This is a genomic window from Streptomyces sp. NPDC046881 (assembly GCF_040645015.1).
Classification (GTDB): Bacteria; Actinomycetota; Actinomycetes; order Streptomycetales; family Streptomycetaceae; genus Streptomyces.
This window is the reverse complement of the sequence record NZ_JBEYXJ010000094.1, coordinates 17,165-33,919: the sequence shown is the minus strand read 5'-3', so window position 1 is coordinate 33,919 and position 16,755 is coordinate 17,165. Positions and strand designations below refer to the sequence as shown.

At 72.7% G+C, this 16,755-nt stretch carries 13 protein-coding genes and 1 pseudogene; 7 read left to right on the top strand and 7 right to left on the bottom strand.

The window, feature by feature from the left end:
• Positions 1–1,261: 1,261 nt before the first annotated feature.
• The 3 genes from ABZ923_RS32025 to ABZ923_RS32015 all read right to left on the bottom strand — a co-directional run bounded on the left by ABZ923_RS32025 (position 1,262) and on the right by ABZ923_RS32015 (position 5,707).
• Positions 1,262–2,197 (bottom strand): hypothetical protein, encoded by a 936-nt coding sequence (locus ABZ923_RS32025; RefSeq protein ID WP_361478706.1) that lies wholly within the window; start codon positions 2,195–2,197, stop codon positions 1,262–1,264.
• Positions 2,198–2,352: 155 nt separating this feature from the next.
• Positions 2,353–2,541: a sigma-like protein gene (locus tag ABZ923_RS32020; RefSeq protein WP_361478703.1), complete on the bottom strand. Its 189-nt coding sequence runs from the start codon at positions 2,539–2,541 to the stop codon at positions 2,353–2,355.
• A gap of 202 nt (positions 2,542–2,743) precedes the next feature.
• Positions 2,744–5,707, bottom strand: coding sequence for a BTAD domain-containing putative transcriptional regulator (locus ABZ923_RS32015; protein ID WP_361478701.1), 2,964 nt, complete (start codon positions 5,705–5,707; stop codon positions 2,744–2,746).
• Positions 5,708–5,897: 190 nt separating this feature from the next.
• Here ABZ923_RS32015 and ABZ923_RS32010 point away from each other — a divergent pair, with 190 nt between their 5' ends.
• The 6 genes from ABZ923_RS32010 to ABZ923_RS31985 all read left to right on the top strand — a co-directional run bounded on the left by ABZ923_RS32010 (position 5,898) and on the right by ABZ923_RS31985 (position 13,232).
• Positions 5,898–7,124, top strand: coding sequence for an amidohydrolase family protein (locus ABZ923_RS32010; protein WP_361478698.1), 1,227 nt, complete (start codon positions 5,898–5,900; stop codon positions 7,122–7,124).
• Entirely contained in the window at positions 7,121–8,044 is a 924-nt protein-coding gene (locus tag ABZ923_RS32005) for a TIGR03619 family F420-dependent LLM class oxidoreductase (RefSeq protein ID WP_361478695.1), read from the top strand. Before ABZ923_RS32010 ends, ABZ923_RS32005 begins: the two co-directional genes overlap by 4 nt.
• Positions 8,045–8,054: 10 nt before the next feature.
• Positions 8,055–8,825: an SDR family oxidoreductase gene (locus tag ABZ923_RS32000; protein WP_361478692.1), complete on the top strand. Its 771-nt coding sequence runs from the start codon at positions 8,055–8,057 to the stop codon at positions 8,823–8,825.
• A 98-nt stretch (positions 8,826–8,923) separates the two neighbouring features.
• On the top strand, positions 8,924–10,042 hold the full coding sequence (locus tag ABZ923_RS31995; protein ID WP_361478689.1) for an LLM class flavin-dependent oxidoreductase: 1,119 nt from the start codon (positions 8,924–8,926) through the stop codon (positions 10,040–10,042).
• Positions 10,043–10,053: 11 nt separating this feature from the next.
• Complete coding sequence (locus ABZ923_RS31990; RefSeq protein ID WP_361478686.1) at positions 10,054–11,784, top strand: D-aminoacylase; 1,731 nt, start codon at positions 10,054–10,056, stop codon at positions 11,782–11,784.
• Complete coding sequence (locus ABZ923_RS31985) at positions 11,781–13,232, top strand: aldehyde dehydrogenase family protein (protein WP_361478683.1); 1,452 nt, start codon at positions 11,781–11,783, stop codon at positions 13,230–13,232. Before ABZ923_RS31990 ends, ABZ923_RS31985 begins: the two co-directional genes overlap by 4 nt.
• Before the next feature lie 4 nt (positions 13,233–13,236).
• Here ABZ923_RS31985 and ABZ923_RS31980 read toward each other — a convergent pair whose 3' ends face one another.
• From ABZ923_RS31980 to ABZ923_RS31970, 3 genes and pseudogenes are all read right to left on the bottom strand, one after another.
• Positions 13,237–13,632 (bottom strand): nitroreductase/quinone reductase family protein, encoded by a 396-nt coding sequence (locus ABZ923_RS31980; RefSeq protein ID WP_361478680.1) that lies wholly within the window; start codon positions 13,630–13,632, stop codon positions 13,237–13,239.
• 96 nt (positions 13,633–13,728) lie between these two features.
• Positions 13,729–13,971 (bottom strand): annotated as a pseudogene (locus ABZ923_RS31975) (carotenoid oxygenase family protein); the annotation flags it as partial.
• Positions 13,972–14,108: 137 nt separating this feature from the next.
• Positions 14,109–14,669, bottom strand: coding sequence for a hypothetical protein (locus ABZ923_RS31970; protein WP_361478677.1), 561 nt, complete (start codon positions 14,667–14,669; stop codon positions 14,109–14,111).
• A gap of 115 nt (positions 14,670–14,784) precedes the next feature.
• Between ABZ923_RS31970 and ABZ923_RS31965 the strand changes: the two genes are divergently transcribed.
• A complete protein-coding gene (locus tag ABZ923_RS31965) occupies positions 14,785–15,297 on the top strand; it encodes a PadR family transcriptional regulator (protein ID WP_361478674.1) in 513 nt (170 codons plus the stop codon).
• Here ABZ923_RS31965 and ABZ923_RS31960 read toward each other — a convergent pair.
• Entirely contained in the window at positions 15,290–16,678 is a 1,389-nt protein-coding gene (locus tag ABZ923_RS31960) for a CehA/McbA family metallohydrolase (protein ID WP_361478671.1), read from the bottom strand. The two genes, ABZ923_RS31965 and ABZ923_RS31960, sit on opposite strands and share 8 nt — an antisense overlap.
• Between the last annotated feature and the right edge of the window lie 77 nt (positions 16,679–16,755).

Below are 16,755 nucleotides of genomic sequence, written 5' to 3'. Positions count from 1 at the left end.
GTGAGTCAAGGGCGCTCCCGTTCCGCTGCGCTCCACTCCCGCGTCGCCTCCGGCGATGGGCCTCCGGCCCACCCTTGACACACCTCGCTCCACCCCGGTCAAGAAGCGAGCGAGCGCCCCCAAAAGCCGGTGCCCCAGCCCGGCACCGGGCCCCCGGGTCGCCCCCCTGGTCCCGTCGGGAGGGGGCGCGGTCCCGCCCCACAAGGACGCCGGGTCGGTTCGGCGGCTGGCGGGAAGTGGGTGGGGCGCGGTCCCGTCCCGCAAGGACGCCGGGTGGGTTCGGCGGCTTGCGGTTCGGTGGGTGGGGCGCGATCCCGTCCCGCAGGGACGCCGGGTCGGCTTGGCGGCTGGCGGGAAGTGGATGGGGCGCGGTCCCGTCTCGCAGGGACGCCGGGTCGGCTTGGCGGCTGACGGGAAGTGGGTGGGGCGCGGTCCCGTCTCGCAGGGACGCCGGGTGGGTTCGGCGGCTTGCGGTTCGCGGGTGGGCGCCGTCCCGCCCTACAAGGACGCCGGGTCGGCTTGGCGACTTGCGGTTCGGTGGGTGGGGCGCCGTCTCGCCCCGCCAGCACGCCGGGTGAGTACCGGAAGTCCCCGAAGTCCCGGAAGTCCCGGGAGCCTCGGGACTCCCCAGGGGCACCTTCCCTTCCCCCTTGAGATGGTGATTGGCGGAATTGGGCTGGAAGCGGGGCAGGTCAGGCAGGCGGGAGGGTCGGTGGAGGTGGCCCAAATCCGCCAATCACCATCTCCGTGTGACGGTTGGGGCCAATGGGACGCTACTGCCTCGCTCTCCCCCGCCCCACTGCTCCCTTCCCCTCCCCTTAAGCCGCCATCCGACCCGGCGTGCAGGCGAGGCGGGGGCGCGCCCCACCCCACCGGACCGCAAGCCGCTTAGCCGACCCGGCATGCCAACGCTCGGCTACCGCGCCCCCACCCGGCGTGCCGCCGCTCACCTGCCGCGCCCCCGCCTCCGGAGGCCCACCACCCGCAAGCCGCCGAATCCACCCGGCGTGCAGGCGAGGTGCGACCGCGCTCCCTCCGTCGGCGATGTGAATGCAGCCGACCCGAGGGGTGACGAACCTGAGGCGGCCACTTTCTCCGGGCTGCCCGCTCGCTTCTTCCCCGGGCTGGAGCGAGGTGTGTCAAGGGTGGGCCGGAGGCCCATCGCCGGAGGCGACGCGGGAGTGGAGCGCAGCGGAACGGGAGCGCCCTTGACTCACCTCGTGGAAGCCCGACACTGGCCGAGAAGCGGGCGGCCCGACGGTCACTTGGAATCGCCGGTCAGGGAAACCAGCGTGGCCCTGATCTCCGCGACCATGTACGCAGGCCGCCGGAAAACGTCCTCGGCGCTGAAGCGGAGGAGGCTGCGGATCTCGGGGCAGCGGAGGAGCTGGTTGAAGCGGTGGACGTCCCGACGGTGCGCTTCACGGGTGCCGTGGTAGGCGTACCCCTCGATCTCCACGCCCAGCCCTGCCGCCCGGAAGAGGAAGTCGACGACGCGGCGGCTGCCGTCCGGGGTGCGCAGCTCGGCCTGGCTCTCGGGATGGAGGCCGGCGTCGTACATGCGCAGTCGGGCGACCGTCTCGGCGGGGGAGCCGGAGAGCGGGTCGGTCAGCCGGAGCCAGTCCAGGGCCCGGACCGACCCCAGGGAGGCCTTCCCCAGCGCGGCGGAGATCTCTTCCTTCCGGACCAGCGGTGCGCGTCGGACTCGCCCGACCCTGCGGTACGTCAGGGCCGAGTCCACGGCGACGACCGCATCGTCCCTGGGACCACGTCGGAGGAGGTCGGCGCACGTGCGGGTCGGGGTGGTGAGCCGTAACCCCTGCCTCTCCACGACGTCACCTCTGCCGAGCGTCATCCGGTGCACGCGTACGCCGCTGCCCAGGCGGTGCATGCTGCGGTGCGGATCGATGAAGTCCAGCGGTGCCCGGCGGCCACCGCCGAGCGACTCGATCCGCCACAGGGCGGCGGCCGAACCGTGGCTCACCACGAGCTGCGGTACGCGGAGTTGGACGGCCCGGAGGTGAGTGAACAGGTCTGGGTCGCGCCCCGGCTCGGCCCAGGCGCCGTGCCGGAGCTGCGTCCAGCCTTCCCCGCGCAGCACCCGCGTCAGACTGCGCCGGGGCCAGCCGGCCGCCACGGCACGTGAGGTGAGGAGGACGCCTCTGTCCGCCAGCGCCCTCAAGTCGGTCCGCTCCACACCGGGCAAGATCGCAGAAACCGCGACCTGCCGCTTGCCCTGTGGATAACCGGCCGGGCGTCCACCACTTCGACGCACTCGCCGCCGGTGTACGCCTCGGCCGCGACGGCTCCCCCTCCGCGCCGCCGCGGCCGATCCCCCCTCGGGGTGGTGGCTTACTTGCCGCCGTCCAGGTTCAGGGCGGGCGGGGCGGGCGAGTGGTTGTCCATGGTGGTGATCGTGTCGTCGATCGGCGGGGCGGGCGAGTGGTTGTCCATGGTGGTGATCGCGTCGTCGATCGGCGGGACCGGCGAGTGGTTGTCCAGCGTGGTGATGTCGTCGGACTTCTTCTTGGTCTCGGCCATGTGCACGGCTCCCCTGAACGTGAGTTGAATCTGAGCGGTCCCTGCCCGGCAGCTCCCCCGAGGGCCTCCGAGCAGGGACCTGACAGGACTCTCGCATATCTGTCGAGTCCCGGAGCGACCCGCCTGCCCCCCGACGCGACGGGTTCGATGCGTTGAGCATGCCAGCGAGGCATAAACAATCGATGAACGCTTCAGCCGACCGTCAGGCCGTGGAGAGCGGTGACAGTAGCGCCCGAACGGCGTCGGCCTCCGGAGAGCCGCATTGCTCGTAGAGGGGCAGCGCCTCAAGCCAGCAGACCCGTGCGCGGTCGACCTGGCCCAAGGCGGACAGCGAACGACCCAAGGTCGTGAGGACGCCGGCGCGCACACGGTCGCCGCCGATGCATCCGATCGCCAGAGCTTGTTCGGCGTGTTTCGCAGACAACGTGTGTTGCCGCCCGACGAGGTGAGCCTGCGCGATGCGGAAGTGCGTCGTCCCCTCCCACAGGCGCTGCCGGTTCGTCTGGAACGTGTTCAGGGCGTCCGTAAGCTCCGTGAGCGCCTCCGACGGACGCCCGGCCTCGGTCAGTGCGAGCCCCAAGGCGTACCGGGCGTTTGCCAGACGGACGGTGGCTCCGAGGCGGTCGTACAGATCGATGCCCTGCTGGGCGAGCGTTATCGCGTGGCCGGTTCGGCCCATGGCCAGGTGGACGCGCGACAAGTTGCACAGAGCGCTCGCTTCACCTGCGAGATTGCCATCCCGACGCGATGCCTCGATGGCGCGCTTGAGATGTTGCTCGGCGTCCGCGTAGCGGCCCTGGTTGAGTCCGATGATTCCCCGGTCGTTGCTCGTCCAGAAGACCGGCGTGGGATCCTCGGCCGTGTCCGCGAGCAGGCCTGCCAGTCGGGCTTCCTCGTCGGCCTCGCTGTAGCGACCCGCTACAAGGTGGACGTTCGTCAGCACAGTGCGGGCGCGGCCTTCAGCGTGCGCGTCGCCCGAGGTCTGCGCGGCATCTCTGGCGGTGAGCGCGACGGACTCGTACTGCCTGGAGTTGGCTCCCGACTCCCCTAGATCCTTGGCCGCCCACAGAAGGTCCACACCCCGCCGGATCCTGGGGCTGCCCAACGCCTGACGAGCCGACGCCAACAGGCAGTTGGCCTCGGAGTAGAGCCAGTCCAGTGCCTCTTGGCGCTTGTTGAAACCCAACCCCGGATACTCGGTCGGCTCCAGGTGTTCCACCAACTGGTCCCCGGGCCGTTCCATCGCATAGACACGCGCCGCCGTAGCCAGGTAGAAGTCCAGCAACCGCGACATGGCCGCCTCCCGCTCGCTCGGTGGCCACTCGTCCCGCTCCGCGCAAGCTCGCGCATACAGCCGGACCAGGTCGTGGAACCGGTACCGACCGGGCGCCGCCGACTCCAGCAGCGACGTGTCCACCAGGGACTCCAGCAGGTCCTCGGTGTCCTCCGGGGGGAGGTCCAGGACTGCTGCCGCGGCGGCGAGGGAGATGTCGGGGCCGTCGGCGAGGCCGAGCAGGCGGAAAGCCCGGGCCTGGGGCGGTTCCAGCTGGCCGTAGCCCAGTTCGAAGGTGGCCTTGACCGCGAGGTCGCCGGCCTGGAGTTCGTCCAGGCGGCGGCGTCCGTCGGCGAGCTTGGCCGCCAGGACCGAGACCGTCCAGGTGCGGCGCGCCGCCAGCCGGGACGCGGCGATGCGGATGGCCAGGGGGAGGAAGCCGCAGGCGGCCACCACGTCGAGCGCCGCCTCGCGTTCCGCCGCCACCCGTTCCTCGCCCACGATCCTGGTGAACAGGGCCAGCGCCTCGTCCGGGGACATGACGTCGAGGTCGACCAGGTGGGCGCCGGCGAGGTCGAGCATGCGGACGCGGGAGGTGACGAGGGCGGCGCAGCCCTCGGTGCCGGGGAGCAGCGGCCGTACCTGCGCCGCGTCCTTGGCGTTGTCCAGCAGGACCAGGACCCGGCGGCCGTCGAGGACGGAGCGGTAGAGGGCCGAGCGTTCCTCCAGGGAGTCGGGGATGGCCGTGTCCGGGGTGCCCAGGGCGCGCAGGAATGAGCCGAGGACCGTTTCCGGTTCCGCCGCGCGGGGGCCGGCGCCCTGGAGGTCGACGTACAGCTGGCCGTCCGGGAACGCCCCCCTCGCCCGGTGGGCCACGTGCACCGCGAGGGTGGTCTTGCCCACGCCGCCGATGCCGGCCAGGGCCGAGACCGCCATCACCCGGCCCTCCGCCTCGGACGCCGAGGACAGCACCTCGGTCAGTTCCGACACGAAGGAGGAACGTCCGGTGAAGTCGGGTACGGAGGCCGGGAGTTGTGCCGGGCGGACCGGGGTCGCCGTCGGTTCGGTCGTCGGGGCCGAGGGTTCCGCCAGGGCGGGGTCCGCCTGGAGGATGCGCTGCTGGAGTTCGCTCAGGCCGGGGCGCGGGTCCACGCCGAGTTCCTCCGCGAGCAGGCGGCGCGTGTCCGCGTACACCGCCAGGGCCTCCGCCTGGCGGCCGCTGCGGTACAGGGCCAGCATCAGGAGTTCGCGCAGGCGTTCCCGGAGGGGGTGCGCCGCCGTCAGGGCGGTCAGTTCGGAGACCGCCTCGGCGTGGCCGCCCTGTTCGAGGTCCAGGTCGAGCCGGGATTCCAGGAGGCCGAGGCGCCATTCCTCCAGGCGGGCCCGCTGGGCCTCGGCGTAGGGGCCGGGGACGCCGGCCAGGGTCTCGCCGTCCCAGTGCGACAGGGCCTGGTTCAGCAGGGAGCGGGCCCGGCCCAGGTCACCGGTCCCGCGGGCCTTCTCCGCCTCGGCCGCCAGGTCCTGCGCGACCGCCAGGTCCAGGGCGCCCTCGCCCAGGCCGCGGACGGCGTAGCCGCCGGACTCGCTGACCAGGACCCCGGGATTCAGCGCCTTCCGCAGCCGGGAGGCGTAGGTGCGGACCGCGGCCAGGGCCTGGGAGGGCGGCTCGGACCCCCACAGCGCGTCGATCAGCTCGGCGGCCGTGGCCGTACGGCCCTCCCGCAGCAGCAGTGCGGCCAGCAGGGCGCGTTGCTGGGGGGAGCCCGTGGGGAGCGCCTCCTCGCCGCGCCAGGCCCGTACGGGACCGAGCACGCCGAAGCGCAGCGGGCCGGGCTCCGCGACGAGCTCGGACCCGGCACGCCGCTGCTCGGGTACTCGCGGCCCACCGTCCATGCGTTCGCCCCCCTCGGCATCACGAACAACCCCGTCAGTTTGCCTTGTAAAGGGCGGTTGCGTCAGCCGTGGGAGATGCCGATCACAGAGGGCCACACCTGGGTGCACGAAGCCCTCACAACCTCTCCGCATGCCGGCCGTCGGACACCGATAGCTGACGGACCGTCAGATCAGCGCTACCGTGCACGGTATGGAGACCACACAGTTCCCGCTGATCATCTCCGTCGACGACCACACCGTTGAGCCCGCCGGGGTCTGGCAGGACCGCCTGCCGAGGAGGTACCGGGACGTCGGGCCCCGGATCGTGCGGGCGCCGCTCAAGGAGATGACCTTCCTGGGCGGCCGCTTCAAGCCCGTCATGGGCACCCCGGGCTCCGACGAGGGGCCCGTCGGCGACTGGTGGGTGTACGAGGACCTGCACCGGCCGCTCACGCGTCTCGACACCGCCGTGGGGTACGCCCGGGACGAGGTCAGGCTGGAGGTCATCACCTACGAGCAGATGCGGCCGGGCTCGTACGACGTGTCCGCCCGGCTCGCCGACATGGACGTCAACCACGTCCAGTCCGCCGTCTGCTTCCCCACCTTTCCCCGTTTCTGCGGGCAGACCTTCACCGAGGCCGCCGACAAGGAACTCGCCCTGCTGTGCGTGCGCGCCTACAACGACTGGATGGTGGAGGAGTGGTGCGGGCCCGACGCGCGGGGGCGGCTCGTACCGCTCACGCTCATCCCCCTGTGGGACGCCGGGCTGGCCGCCGAGGAGGTGCGGCGCAACGCCGCCCGGGGCGTCCGGGCCGTCGCCTTCTCCGAGATACCCCCGCACCTGGGCCTGCCGTCCGTCCACACCGACGACTGGGATGCCTTCCTCGCCGCCTGCGACGAGACCGGCACCGTCATCGCCATGCACATCGGCTCGTCCAGCCGGATGCCCTCCACCTCCGCCGACGCCCCGCCCGCCGTCGGCTCCACGATCACCTTCGCCAACTGCTGCTTCTCGATGGTCGACTGGCTGATGAGCGGCAAGTTCGAGCGCTTCCCGAACCTGAAGGTCATGTACGCCGAGGGGCAGATCGGCTGGATTCCGTACATCCTCGAACGCGCCGACGTGGTGTGGGAGGAGAACCGGGGATGGGGCGGGGTCGCCGGCAAGGTCACCCGGCCGCCGTCCGAGCTGTTCGCCGAGCACGTCCACGGCTGCTTCTTCGACGACGCCTTCGGGCTCAGGAACCTCGACGCCATCGGGGTCGGCAACGTCCTGTACGAGACGGACTACCCGCACTCCGACTCCACCTGGCCCAAGTCGCGTGAGGTCGGCGAGGCCCAGATGGGGCACCTGGACCCGGAGACCGTGACCCGGATCGTCCGGGGCAACGCCATCGAGCTGCTCGGGCTCACGCCGGAGGGGCTGTGGCGGGGGTGAGCGCCCTCGCGTACGGCATCCAGCTGCCCGTCCAGTCGCAGAGCACCCTCTACACCGAGCCGTGGGAGACCGCGGGCGGGCCGGAGGACCTGGTCGCCGTGGCGCGGGCGGCCGACGCGGCGGGGTTCGCGTACGTCGCCTGCTGCGACCACGTGGGCATACCGCGCCGCCTCGCCCCGGCCATGAGCACCGTCTGGTACGACCCCGTGGCCACCCTCGCCCACCTCGCCGCCGTCACCGGGCGGGTACGGCTGCTCAGCCATGTGGCGGTCGTGGGGCTGCGGCATCCGCTGCTCACCGCCAAGCAGTACGCCACCCTCGACCACCTCTCCGGCGGGCGGCTGGTCCTCGGGGTCGGGGCGGGGCACGTGCGGGAGGAGTTCGAGGCGCTCGGAGTGGACTTCGAGCGGCGCGGGGCCGTGCTGGACGAGGCGATGGACGCGCTGCGCGCCGCCCTGGGGCCCGAGGAGTTCCCCGAGCACCACGGCAAGCACTACGACTTCGCGGGCCTGGGGCAGCGGCCGCGGCCCGCCCGGCCGCACGTCCCGCTCTGGGTCGGCGGCTCCTCGCCGGCCGCCGTCCGCCGGGCCGCGCTGAAGGGCGACGGCTGGCTGCCGCAGGGGGACCCGCGGGAGCGGCTGCCGGCCGTCATCGCCCGGCTGAGGGCGCTGCGGGAGGAGGCGGGCGTCGAGGCGCCCTGCACCATCGGCGCGATCACCGAGCCCCTGTACGTCGGCCGGCCCGGCTGGGACGTCGGGCGGCGCACGGTCAGCGGGCCCCCGCGGGTGCTCGCCGAGTCCCTGCGGGCGTACCGCGCGATGGGCGTGGACCAGATCCAGGTGCGGTTCCGCAGCCGCGGCCGCACCGAACTCACCGACCAGATGGCGGCCTTCGGCGCCGAAGTGGCCCCTGACCTCTGAGGAGTACGGCATGGGCAAGCTGGACGGACGCGTCGTGATCGTCACCGGCGCGGCGCGCGGGCAGGGCGAGCAGGAGGCGCGGCTGTTCCGGGCGGAGGGCGCGCGGGTGGCCGTCGCCGATGTGCTGGACGAGCGGGGGCAGGCGCTCGCCGAGGAGATAGGGGCGCTGTACGTCCACCTGGACGTGGGCACGGAGGACGGCTGGCGGGAGGCCGTCGGGCTCGTCAGGGAGGCGTACGGGCGGATCGACGGGCTGGTCAACAACGCGGGCATCCTGCGCTTCAACGCCCTGGTGGACACCCCGCTGGACGAGTTCATGCAGGTCGTGCAGGTCAACCAGGTCGGCTGCTTCCTGGGGATGAAGGCGGTGGCGCCGGAGATGGCCGACGGGGGCACGATCGTGAACACCGCCTCCTACACGGCCCTGACCGGTATGGCGGCGGTGGGCACGTACGCGGCCACCAAGCACGCGGTGCTCGGGCTGACCCGGGTGGCCGCGCTGGAGCTGGCGGGCCGGCGGATCCGGGTCAACGCCATCTGTCCGGGTGCCATCGACACCGCGATGTCGAACCCGGCCCGGCTGGACCCGGACGCCGACCCCGACGAGATGAGCCGGGCCCTGGACGAGCTGTACCGCAAGCTCGTGCCGCTGGGCCGGGTCGGCCGGCCGGAGGAGGTGGCGCGGCTCGCCCTCTTCCTCACCTCGGACGACTCCTCGTACATCACCGGGCAGCCGTTCGTGATCGACGGCGGCTGGCTGGCGGGCGTCACCGTCATCTGACTGCTCGTCAGCTATTGACGGTCGTCGCGGCCGGTGCGACAGTCGGCCGACAGGCAGAACTGACGGATCGTCAGATACGGTGAGGACGGTGAACCGCCGTGGAATTCGGGCTCTTCGTACAGGGATACGTGGGCAAGCGTGCCGAGACCGACCCGCTGGCCGAGCACAAGGCGTTGATGGAGGAGACCGAGTACGTCATCCAGGCGGACAAGTCCGGCTTCAAGTACGCCTGGGCCTCCGAGCACCACTTCCTGGAGGAGTACTCGCACCTGTCCGCCAACGACGTGTTCCTCGGCTACCTCGCCCACGCGACCGAGCGGATCCACCTCGGCTCCGGGATCTTCAACCCGCTCGCCCAGGTCAACCACCCGGTGAAGGTCGCCGAGAAGGTCGCCATGCTGGACCACCTCAGCGAGGGCCGCTTCGAGTTCGGCAGCGGGCGCGGGGCCGGTTCGCACGAGATCCTCGGGTTCATACCGGGGGTGACCGACATGAACCACACCAAGGAGATCTGGGAGGAGACCATCGCCGAGTTCCCCAAGATGTGGCTCCAGGACGAGTACGCCGGCTTCCAGGGCAAGCACTGGCAGCTGCCGCCGCGGAAGGTCCTGCCGAAGCCGTACGGCACCTCGCACCCGGCGATGTGGTACGCGGCCGGGTCCCCGCCGTCGTACGCCATGGCCGCGAGGAAGGGGCTCGGGGTGCTCGGCTTCAGCATCCAGAAGGTCTCCGACATGGAATGGGTGCTGGAGCAGTACAAGACGGCGATCGTGAACGCGGAGCCGGTGGGGGACTTCGTCAACGACAACGTGATGGTCACGACGACCGCCATCTGCGCGCCCACCCACGCGGAGGCGATCGAGATCGCCGTGCACGGCGGCCTGCACTACCTGCCCTCACTCGTCTTCCGCTACCACGACACCTTCCCGCGCCCCGAGGGCTTCCCGGTGTGGCCCGAGACGCTGCCCCCGTACACCCCGGAGTTCGTGGAGCTGCTGATCGAGGAGGAGCTGCTGATCTGCGGGGACCCGGACGAGGTGCTGCGCCAGTGCAAGCGGTGGGAGCAGGCCGGGGCCGATCAGCTCAGCTTCGGGTTGCCGGTGGGGGTGCCGAAGGAGGAGACGCTGCAGACGATCCGGCTCATCGGCGAGCAGGTGATCCCGAAGATCGACACCGACCCGGTGCACCGGACCACCCGGTTCCGGCAGGCTGTGTAAGGGGGCCCGGCATGCTGGACCACCTGGTCAAGGGCGCCACCGTCGTGGACGGTACCGGTGCGCCCGCGCGCACCGCCGACGTCGGCATCCGCGACGGCCGTGTCGCCGCCGTCGGAAGGATCACGGAAGCGGCCCGTACCACCGAGGACGCCACCGGTCTCGTCCTCGCCCCCGGCTTCGTCGACCCCCACACCCACTACGACGCCCAGCTCTTCTGGGACCCGTACGCCACCCCCTCCCTCGACCACGGGGTGACCACGGTGGTCGCCGGGAACTGCGGTTTCACCCTGGCCCCGCTGCACCCGGACCGCCCCGAGGACGCCGACTACACCCGGCGGATGATGTCCAAGGTGGAGGGGATGTCCCTGGTGGCGCTGGAGGAGGGGGCGCCCTGGAGCTGGCACTCCTTCGGGGAGTACCTGGACGCCCTGGAGGGGCGGATCGCCGTGAACGCCGGGTTCATGGTGGGGCACTGCGCGCTGCGGCGGTACGTCATGGGCCCGGGGGCCGTCGGGGGCCGGCCGAGCGGCGACCAGCTGGACGCCATGCTGCGGCTGCTGCACGAGGCCATGGACGCCGGCGCCTGGGGGCTGTCCACCACGCAGTCCGCCACGCACTCCGACGGCGACGGGCAGCCGGTCGCCTCCCGGCACGCGGAGCCGGCGGAGCTGCTGGCCCTCTCCCGCGCCGTCGGCGAGCACGAGGGCACGCAGATCGAGGCCATCGTCGCCGGCTGCCTGGACCGGTTCGACGACGACGAGATCGATCTGCTGGTGGAGATGAGCGCGGCGGCGGGGCGGCCGCTGAACTGGAACGTGCTCACCGTCGACGCGGCCGTGCCGGACCGCGTGCCGCGGCAGCTGAGCGCGAGCGAGCGGGCCCGGAAGGCCGGCGGGCGGGTGGTCGCGCTCACCATGCCGATCCTGACCCCGATGAACATGTCGCTGGGCACCTTCTGCGCCCTCAACCTCATCCCGGGCTGGGGGCCGGTCCTGGGGCTGCCCGTGCCCGAGCGCATCGCCCGGCTGCGGGACCCGGCCGTCCGCGAGGAGATGCTGCGCCGGGCCCGGTCGGAGGAGGCCGGTGTCTTCCGGCGGCTCACGGACTTCGGGCGGTACGTCATCGGGGACACCTACAGCGAGGCCAACCGGGGCCTCACCGGGCGGGTCGTGCGGGACATCGCCGCGGAGCGCGGGCAGGACCCGTTCGCCTGCCTGGTGGAGATCTGCGCCCACGACGACCTGCGTACGGTCCTGTGGCCCATGCCGACCGACAACGACCCGGCGTCCTGGGCGCTGCGCGCCGAGACCTGGCAGCACGAGGACGTCCTGCTCGGCGGCTCGGACGCGGGCGCCCACCTGGACCGGATGTGCGGGGCGCCGTACACGACCCGGTTCCTCGGGGACTGTCTGCGCGGCCGGAAGCTGGTCGGTCTGGAGCAGGCGGTGAAGATGCTGACCGACGACCCGGCGCGGCTCTTCGGGCTGCGGGAGCGGGGACGGGTGGCGGAGGGCTTCCACGCCGACCTGGTGCTGTTCGACCCGGAGCGGATCGACGCCGGCCGGGCCCGGCTGGTGCATGATCTGCCGGGGGACAGTCCCCGGCTGGACTCCCGGGCGCTCGGGGTGCGGGCCGTGTGGGTCAACGGGGTGGAGGCGATCCGGGACGACGTGGTGACCGGGGCCGTGCCGGGGAAGGTGCTGCGGTCCGGGCGGGACACGCGGACGGTGAGCACGCGGTGAGCGGGGGACAGCCGCTGTTCGTCGGCGGACGGTGGGTGGCGCCGGACGGCGGGCACTACCCGGTGACCGACCCGGCCACCGAGGAGACCGTCGGCTGGGCGCCGGAGGCCTCGCAGGAGCAGGCCCGGGCGGCCTGCGCGGCGGCCCGGGAGGCGTTCGGGGCGTGGTCGCGGACCCGGCCGCAGGAGCGGGCGGCGGTGCTCGGGCGGGCCGCGGAGATCATCCGGGAGCGGCTGGTGCCGTACGCCGACCTGGCCCGGGCGGAGACCGGCGCGACCACCGCGACGGCCCGCGCGATGCAGGTCGGGGTGGCCGCGGCCCGCTTCCGCCGGTACGCGGACGTGGAGCCCGCCGAGTGGGCGATCGCCCCGCAGATCAACGAGGCCGGCCCGATGGGCCCGGCCGCCGTGCTGGGGGCGCTGGCGGTACGGCAGCCCGTCGGGGTCGTCACCTGCGTCACCTCGTACAACAACCCGTGGGCCAACCCGGCCGGCAAGATCGCCCCGGCGCTGGCCATGGGCAACACGGTGGTGGTGAAGCCCGCGCCGCAGGATCCGCTGTCCGTGTACCGGATGGCCCAGGCGCTGGAGGCGGCCGGGGTGCCGCCGGGTGTGGTGAACGTCGTCTCCGGGCGGGACGTCTCGGTGGGCGAGGCCGTGGTGGCCTCGGGCGACGTCGACATGGTGAGCTTCACCGGGTCCACGGCCGTCGGGCGGCGCATCGCCGAGGTGTGCGGGCGGGACATGAAACGCCAGTTGATGGAGCTGGGCGGCAAGGGGGCCGCGCTCGTCTTCGACGACGCCGACCTCGCCTCGGCCGTCGCCGGGATCGGCACCACCTTCTCCTTCTACAGCGGGCAGATCTGCACGGCACCGACCCGGGTGCTGGCCCAGCGCGGGGTGTACGAGCGGCTGGTCGAGCGACTCGCGGGGTACGCCCGCCGGCTGAAGGTGGGGGACCCGCGGGAGCCGGACACGGTGGTGGGGCCGGTGATCTCCGCCGAGCACCGGGCGCGCGTGGAGTCGTACGTCGAACTCGGGCGGAAGGAGGGCGCCGTGGTCGTGGCCGGTGGTGAACGGCCGCCGCCGGACCGGGGGTTCTTCGTGGAGCCCACCCTGCTCGCCGACGGTACGAACGACATGCGGGTGGCCCGGGAGGAGATCTTCGGGCCCGTGGTGACGGTGATCCCGTTCGCGGACGAGGACGAGGGGGTGGCCCTCGCCAACGACTCCGAGTACGGGCTCATCGACTACGTCTGGTCCGGTGACGTGGCCCGGGCCTTCCGGGTGGCGCGGCGGCTGCGGGCCGGGGGCGTCGGCGTCAACACGGTCGGCCGGAACATGGAGGCCCCGTTCGGCGGGTTCCGCGGGAGCGGGGTCGGCCGGGACGTCGGCGTGTACGCCCTGCACGCCTACAGCGAGGTGCAGGCGATCGTCTGGCCGGGGTGACCCGTCACCCGTCCAGATCGACGCGCACCGTCAGCAGACCGGTGCCGAACGCCCGTACCGCCATGCTGTTGAACCGGGGCAGCGCGCGCAGGCGGGCCACGGGGTCGTCGTCGGGCAGGAGATGGGCGGTGCCGCGGTGCCAGCGCCCCGCGATGCGGACGCGCACCCGCGGGTCGGCCTGGATGTTGCGGACGTACTGCGACCGGTAGCCGAACTCCGAGACGAGCCAGAAGGAGTCGCCGACCCGGCGTCCGCCCACCGGGGTCGTCCGGGGCAGGCCGGAGGTGCGGCCGGTCGTCTCCAGCAGGGTCTGGAACGGCAGGCGCCGGTTGACCGGGTTGGCGAGGTGGCGCTGGAAGCGGGTCATGATGCGCTGTTTGCGGTCGCTGCTGCCTGACATGCCCTGGGTGCTCCTGCTCTCCTCGGCGGACGGCGTCCGGACGTACACCTCGTGGTGATTGTGGCACCGCGCCGGGACGCCCGGGCCGAGGCCCGCCTAGCCTTCCGCGTCCCCCAGCCAGTTGCCGTGGAAGCCGAAGGGCACCCGGGCCGGCAGGTGGACGGTGGCGACCGGGGGCGCGGTGAGGTCGGCGGTGTCGAGGACGACGAGGTCGCTGCGGTCGGTGGTGGCGTCGTGGACGTACGTCAGGAGCCGGCCGGGGCCGCCCGGGGTGGTGTCGGCGGGGGCGAAGACGGCCTCGCCCGGGGTGCGGGCCGGGCCGAAGTCGTGGGCGGAGGCGGCGTCGGCCGGGTTCGGGCCGTTGCGCAGGTACCAGCCGGACAGTCCGGGCGGGATCGTGCCGGTGACCGGCAGGTCGTACGCGGTGAGTTCCTCCAGGACCGGCGCGTGGTTGCCCGAGAGGTGCCGGGGGGCGGTCATCGGGCGGCCTGTCCGGCCCTGGCCTGGACGTGGGCGACGTAGCGCACGGTGAAGACCATCGGGAGGACGAAGCCCGCGACCTGCACCAGCGTGGCCGGCGCCGAGTGGGGGTGCCCCGCGTGCTCGACCAGGGCCAGGACGACGGCGGTCAGCGCGAAGGCGGCGGTCCACACGGCGGTGATGACCACGTTGGTCCGGATGAACGGCTTCAGCTCCCACAGCTCACGCGGTGTCGTCCGCTTGGCGATGCCGAGCGTGAACGGCCGCCCGGCGGCCAGCGAGACCCCGGCGATGACGGCCAGGGTGGCGGAGGACAGCGCCGCCGAGTAGTCGTGCACCCCCGAGTGCGGGTCGGTGAAGGCGACGGCGGCGAGGACGGCGAAGAAGACGGCCGAGCCGGTCTCGATGATCAGGGCGTCGAATCCGGTGCCCTTCTGCTTCTCCTGGACGACGAGGGCCGTCGCGACGACGAACGCCGCCAGCGCCCCCCACTGCCAGTCCCCGGAGGGAATGGCGGCGAAGACGATCCACGGCAGGAAGGTGCGCACGTACGACATGAGGTCCCCGTTTCCCCGTCGAAGCCCGGCTCGGTCTGCGGGGCTTTCATTCTCGACATGTCAAAACTAGAAGGTCGGTCATCGACATGTCAAGAGTGGAATGTAGAGTGAGGGCATGAGCCTCAGACACGCCCTGCTCGGCCTGCTTTCGGAACGCCCCGCCAGCGGATACGACCTGCTGAAGCTGTTCGAGACCTCACTGGCCAACGTCTGGCCCGCCACCCAGAGCCAGATCTACACGGAGCTGACCAAACTCGCCGGATCCGGCCTGATCGCCGTGGTCGCCGAGGGCCCGCGCGGCCGCAAGGAGTACGCCCTCACCGACGACGGACTCGCCGAACTCCGCCACTGGCTGACCGGCACCACGCCCCAGCGCAGCACCCGCAGCGACATCCTGCTGCGCGTCTTCTTCCTCGGCGTCCTGCGCCCCGAGCAGGCGCGCGCCTACCTGACCGAGCTGACCGAGATGTCCGAGGAGAGCTACGAGCAGCTGCGCCGGCTGTCCGACTCCATCGACTGGGACGACGGCAACCTCTCCGTCTACGGCCGGATCGCCCTGGAGTACGGCATGCGCTTCAACGCCATGCGGCGCGAGTGGGCCGAGTGGGCGGCACAGCAGATCACGTAGTGCCGAGGAAGACCGGGTTGGTGAACGCGGCCATCGCCCCCGGCACCGGTCCCACCGCCGTCTCGTGCCGCACCTCGGCCCGGACGTAGGCGGCGCGGGCCGGGCTCGTCCGCCACTCCACGGTCCCCGCACCGGACACCGGCAGCGGCCCGCCGGTGAACAGCACGCCCTGGTCGGTGACGAACCGGACCGAGCAGCGCGGCACACCGGACGCCTCCAGCCGGACCGTCACCGGGGTGTCCCGCCCGACCGCCAACCGCTCCCCGATCCCGGCCCGTTCACCCCCCTCGGCGGTCACGGTGAACGCCAGCGACACCTGCCGCGACTCGGCCACGTACGACCGTCCGGCCCGCAGCCCCTCCTGGACCGCCTCCCTGGTCAGCGCGTCGGCGAGGACGACGGTCTGGGGCAGCCCGACCACGTCCGGGTCCCGGTGGGCGTCGCTGTTGCCCATCGCCGGCAGCCACTCCCGCCCGTCCCGCACCGCCGCCAGCCGTGCGTCCCAGGCCGCCAGGGTCATCTCGTCGTCCGGCGTCCAGGCCCCGTTCCACACCTCGACGACGTCCGCCTCCGCGAACCCGAACCGCCAGCCGCAGCCCACGCAGTCGGCGTGCGGATGGGCCGGTACGACCAGACCTCCGGCCCGGCGGACGTCCCGCGCGACGCGGGCCCAGCGGCCGTCCCGGGCCCGGTAGCGCCAGTCGACGAAGGTGCCCGGCTCGGTGCCGAGCGCCAGGACGTGCCCGTTGCGGGTGGTGATCTCCTCGCCGAGCAGCACCAGCAGGTCGTCGCCGGCCGCGTCGGCCCAGTGGGCGTGCGAGGCGTTCGTGTTGTGGTCGGAGCTGTTGACGAAGTCCAGCCCGGCCGCCCGGGCCAGCGCCGCGATCTCGCCCGGGGTGCGGCGCCCGTCGGAGTGCCAGGAGTGCAGGTGGCAGTCGCCCCGGTACCAGTCCCGGCCCCGCCCCCGGGCCCGGTCCGGCGGATACACCGCCTCGGGCGTCCCTCCGCCCGCCCCCTGCGTCAGCGTGACGGTCACCTCGTACGACAGCCCCTGCGGCGCCACGGTGTAGGGGCCGAGGGCGAGGTACCAGGTGCCGGGCGTCAGCGGCCCGGGAAGGTACCCCGGTGTGGCCTCGTCGGCCCGCACGAAGAACTCGCTCCGCGCACCCCCCGACCACCCCCGGAACCCCCGCCCGCCCGGCTCGGTCCCGCGCGGGTCGAAGAGCCCGATGTCCAGGGCGTTGCCGGGGGTGCCGGGCGGGACGGAGGGTCTGTCGTAGGTGTAGGAGACCCTCAGCTCGCGGGTGCCCGGCGGCACTTCGAAGGGGAGGTGGACGTAGTCCGGCGAGCCCGGTGCCAAGGTGCCGCGCAAGGTCGTCACACGGGCCACGGTAGGCGCCCCGGAGGGGCGCGGGGAACGGCGGGACAAGCCATGTCGAACCCGCACACGCCCCCCTG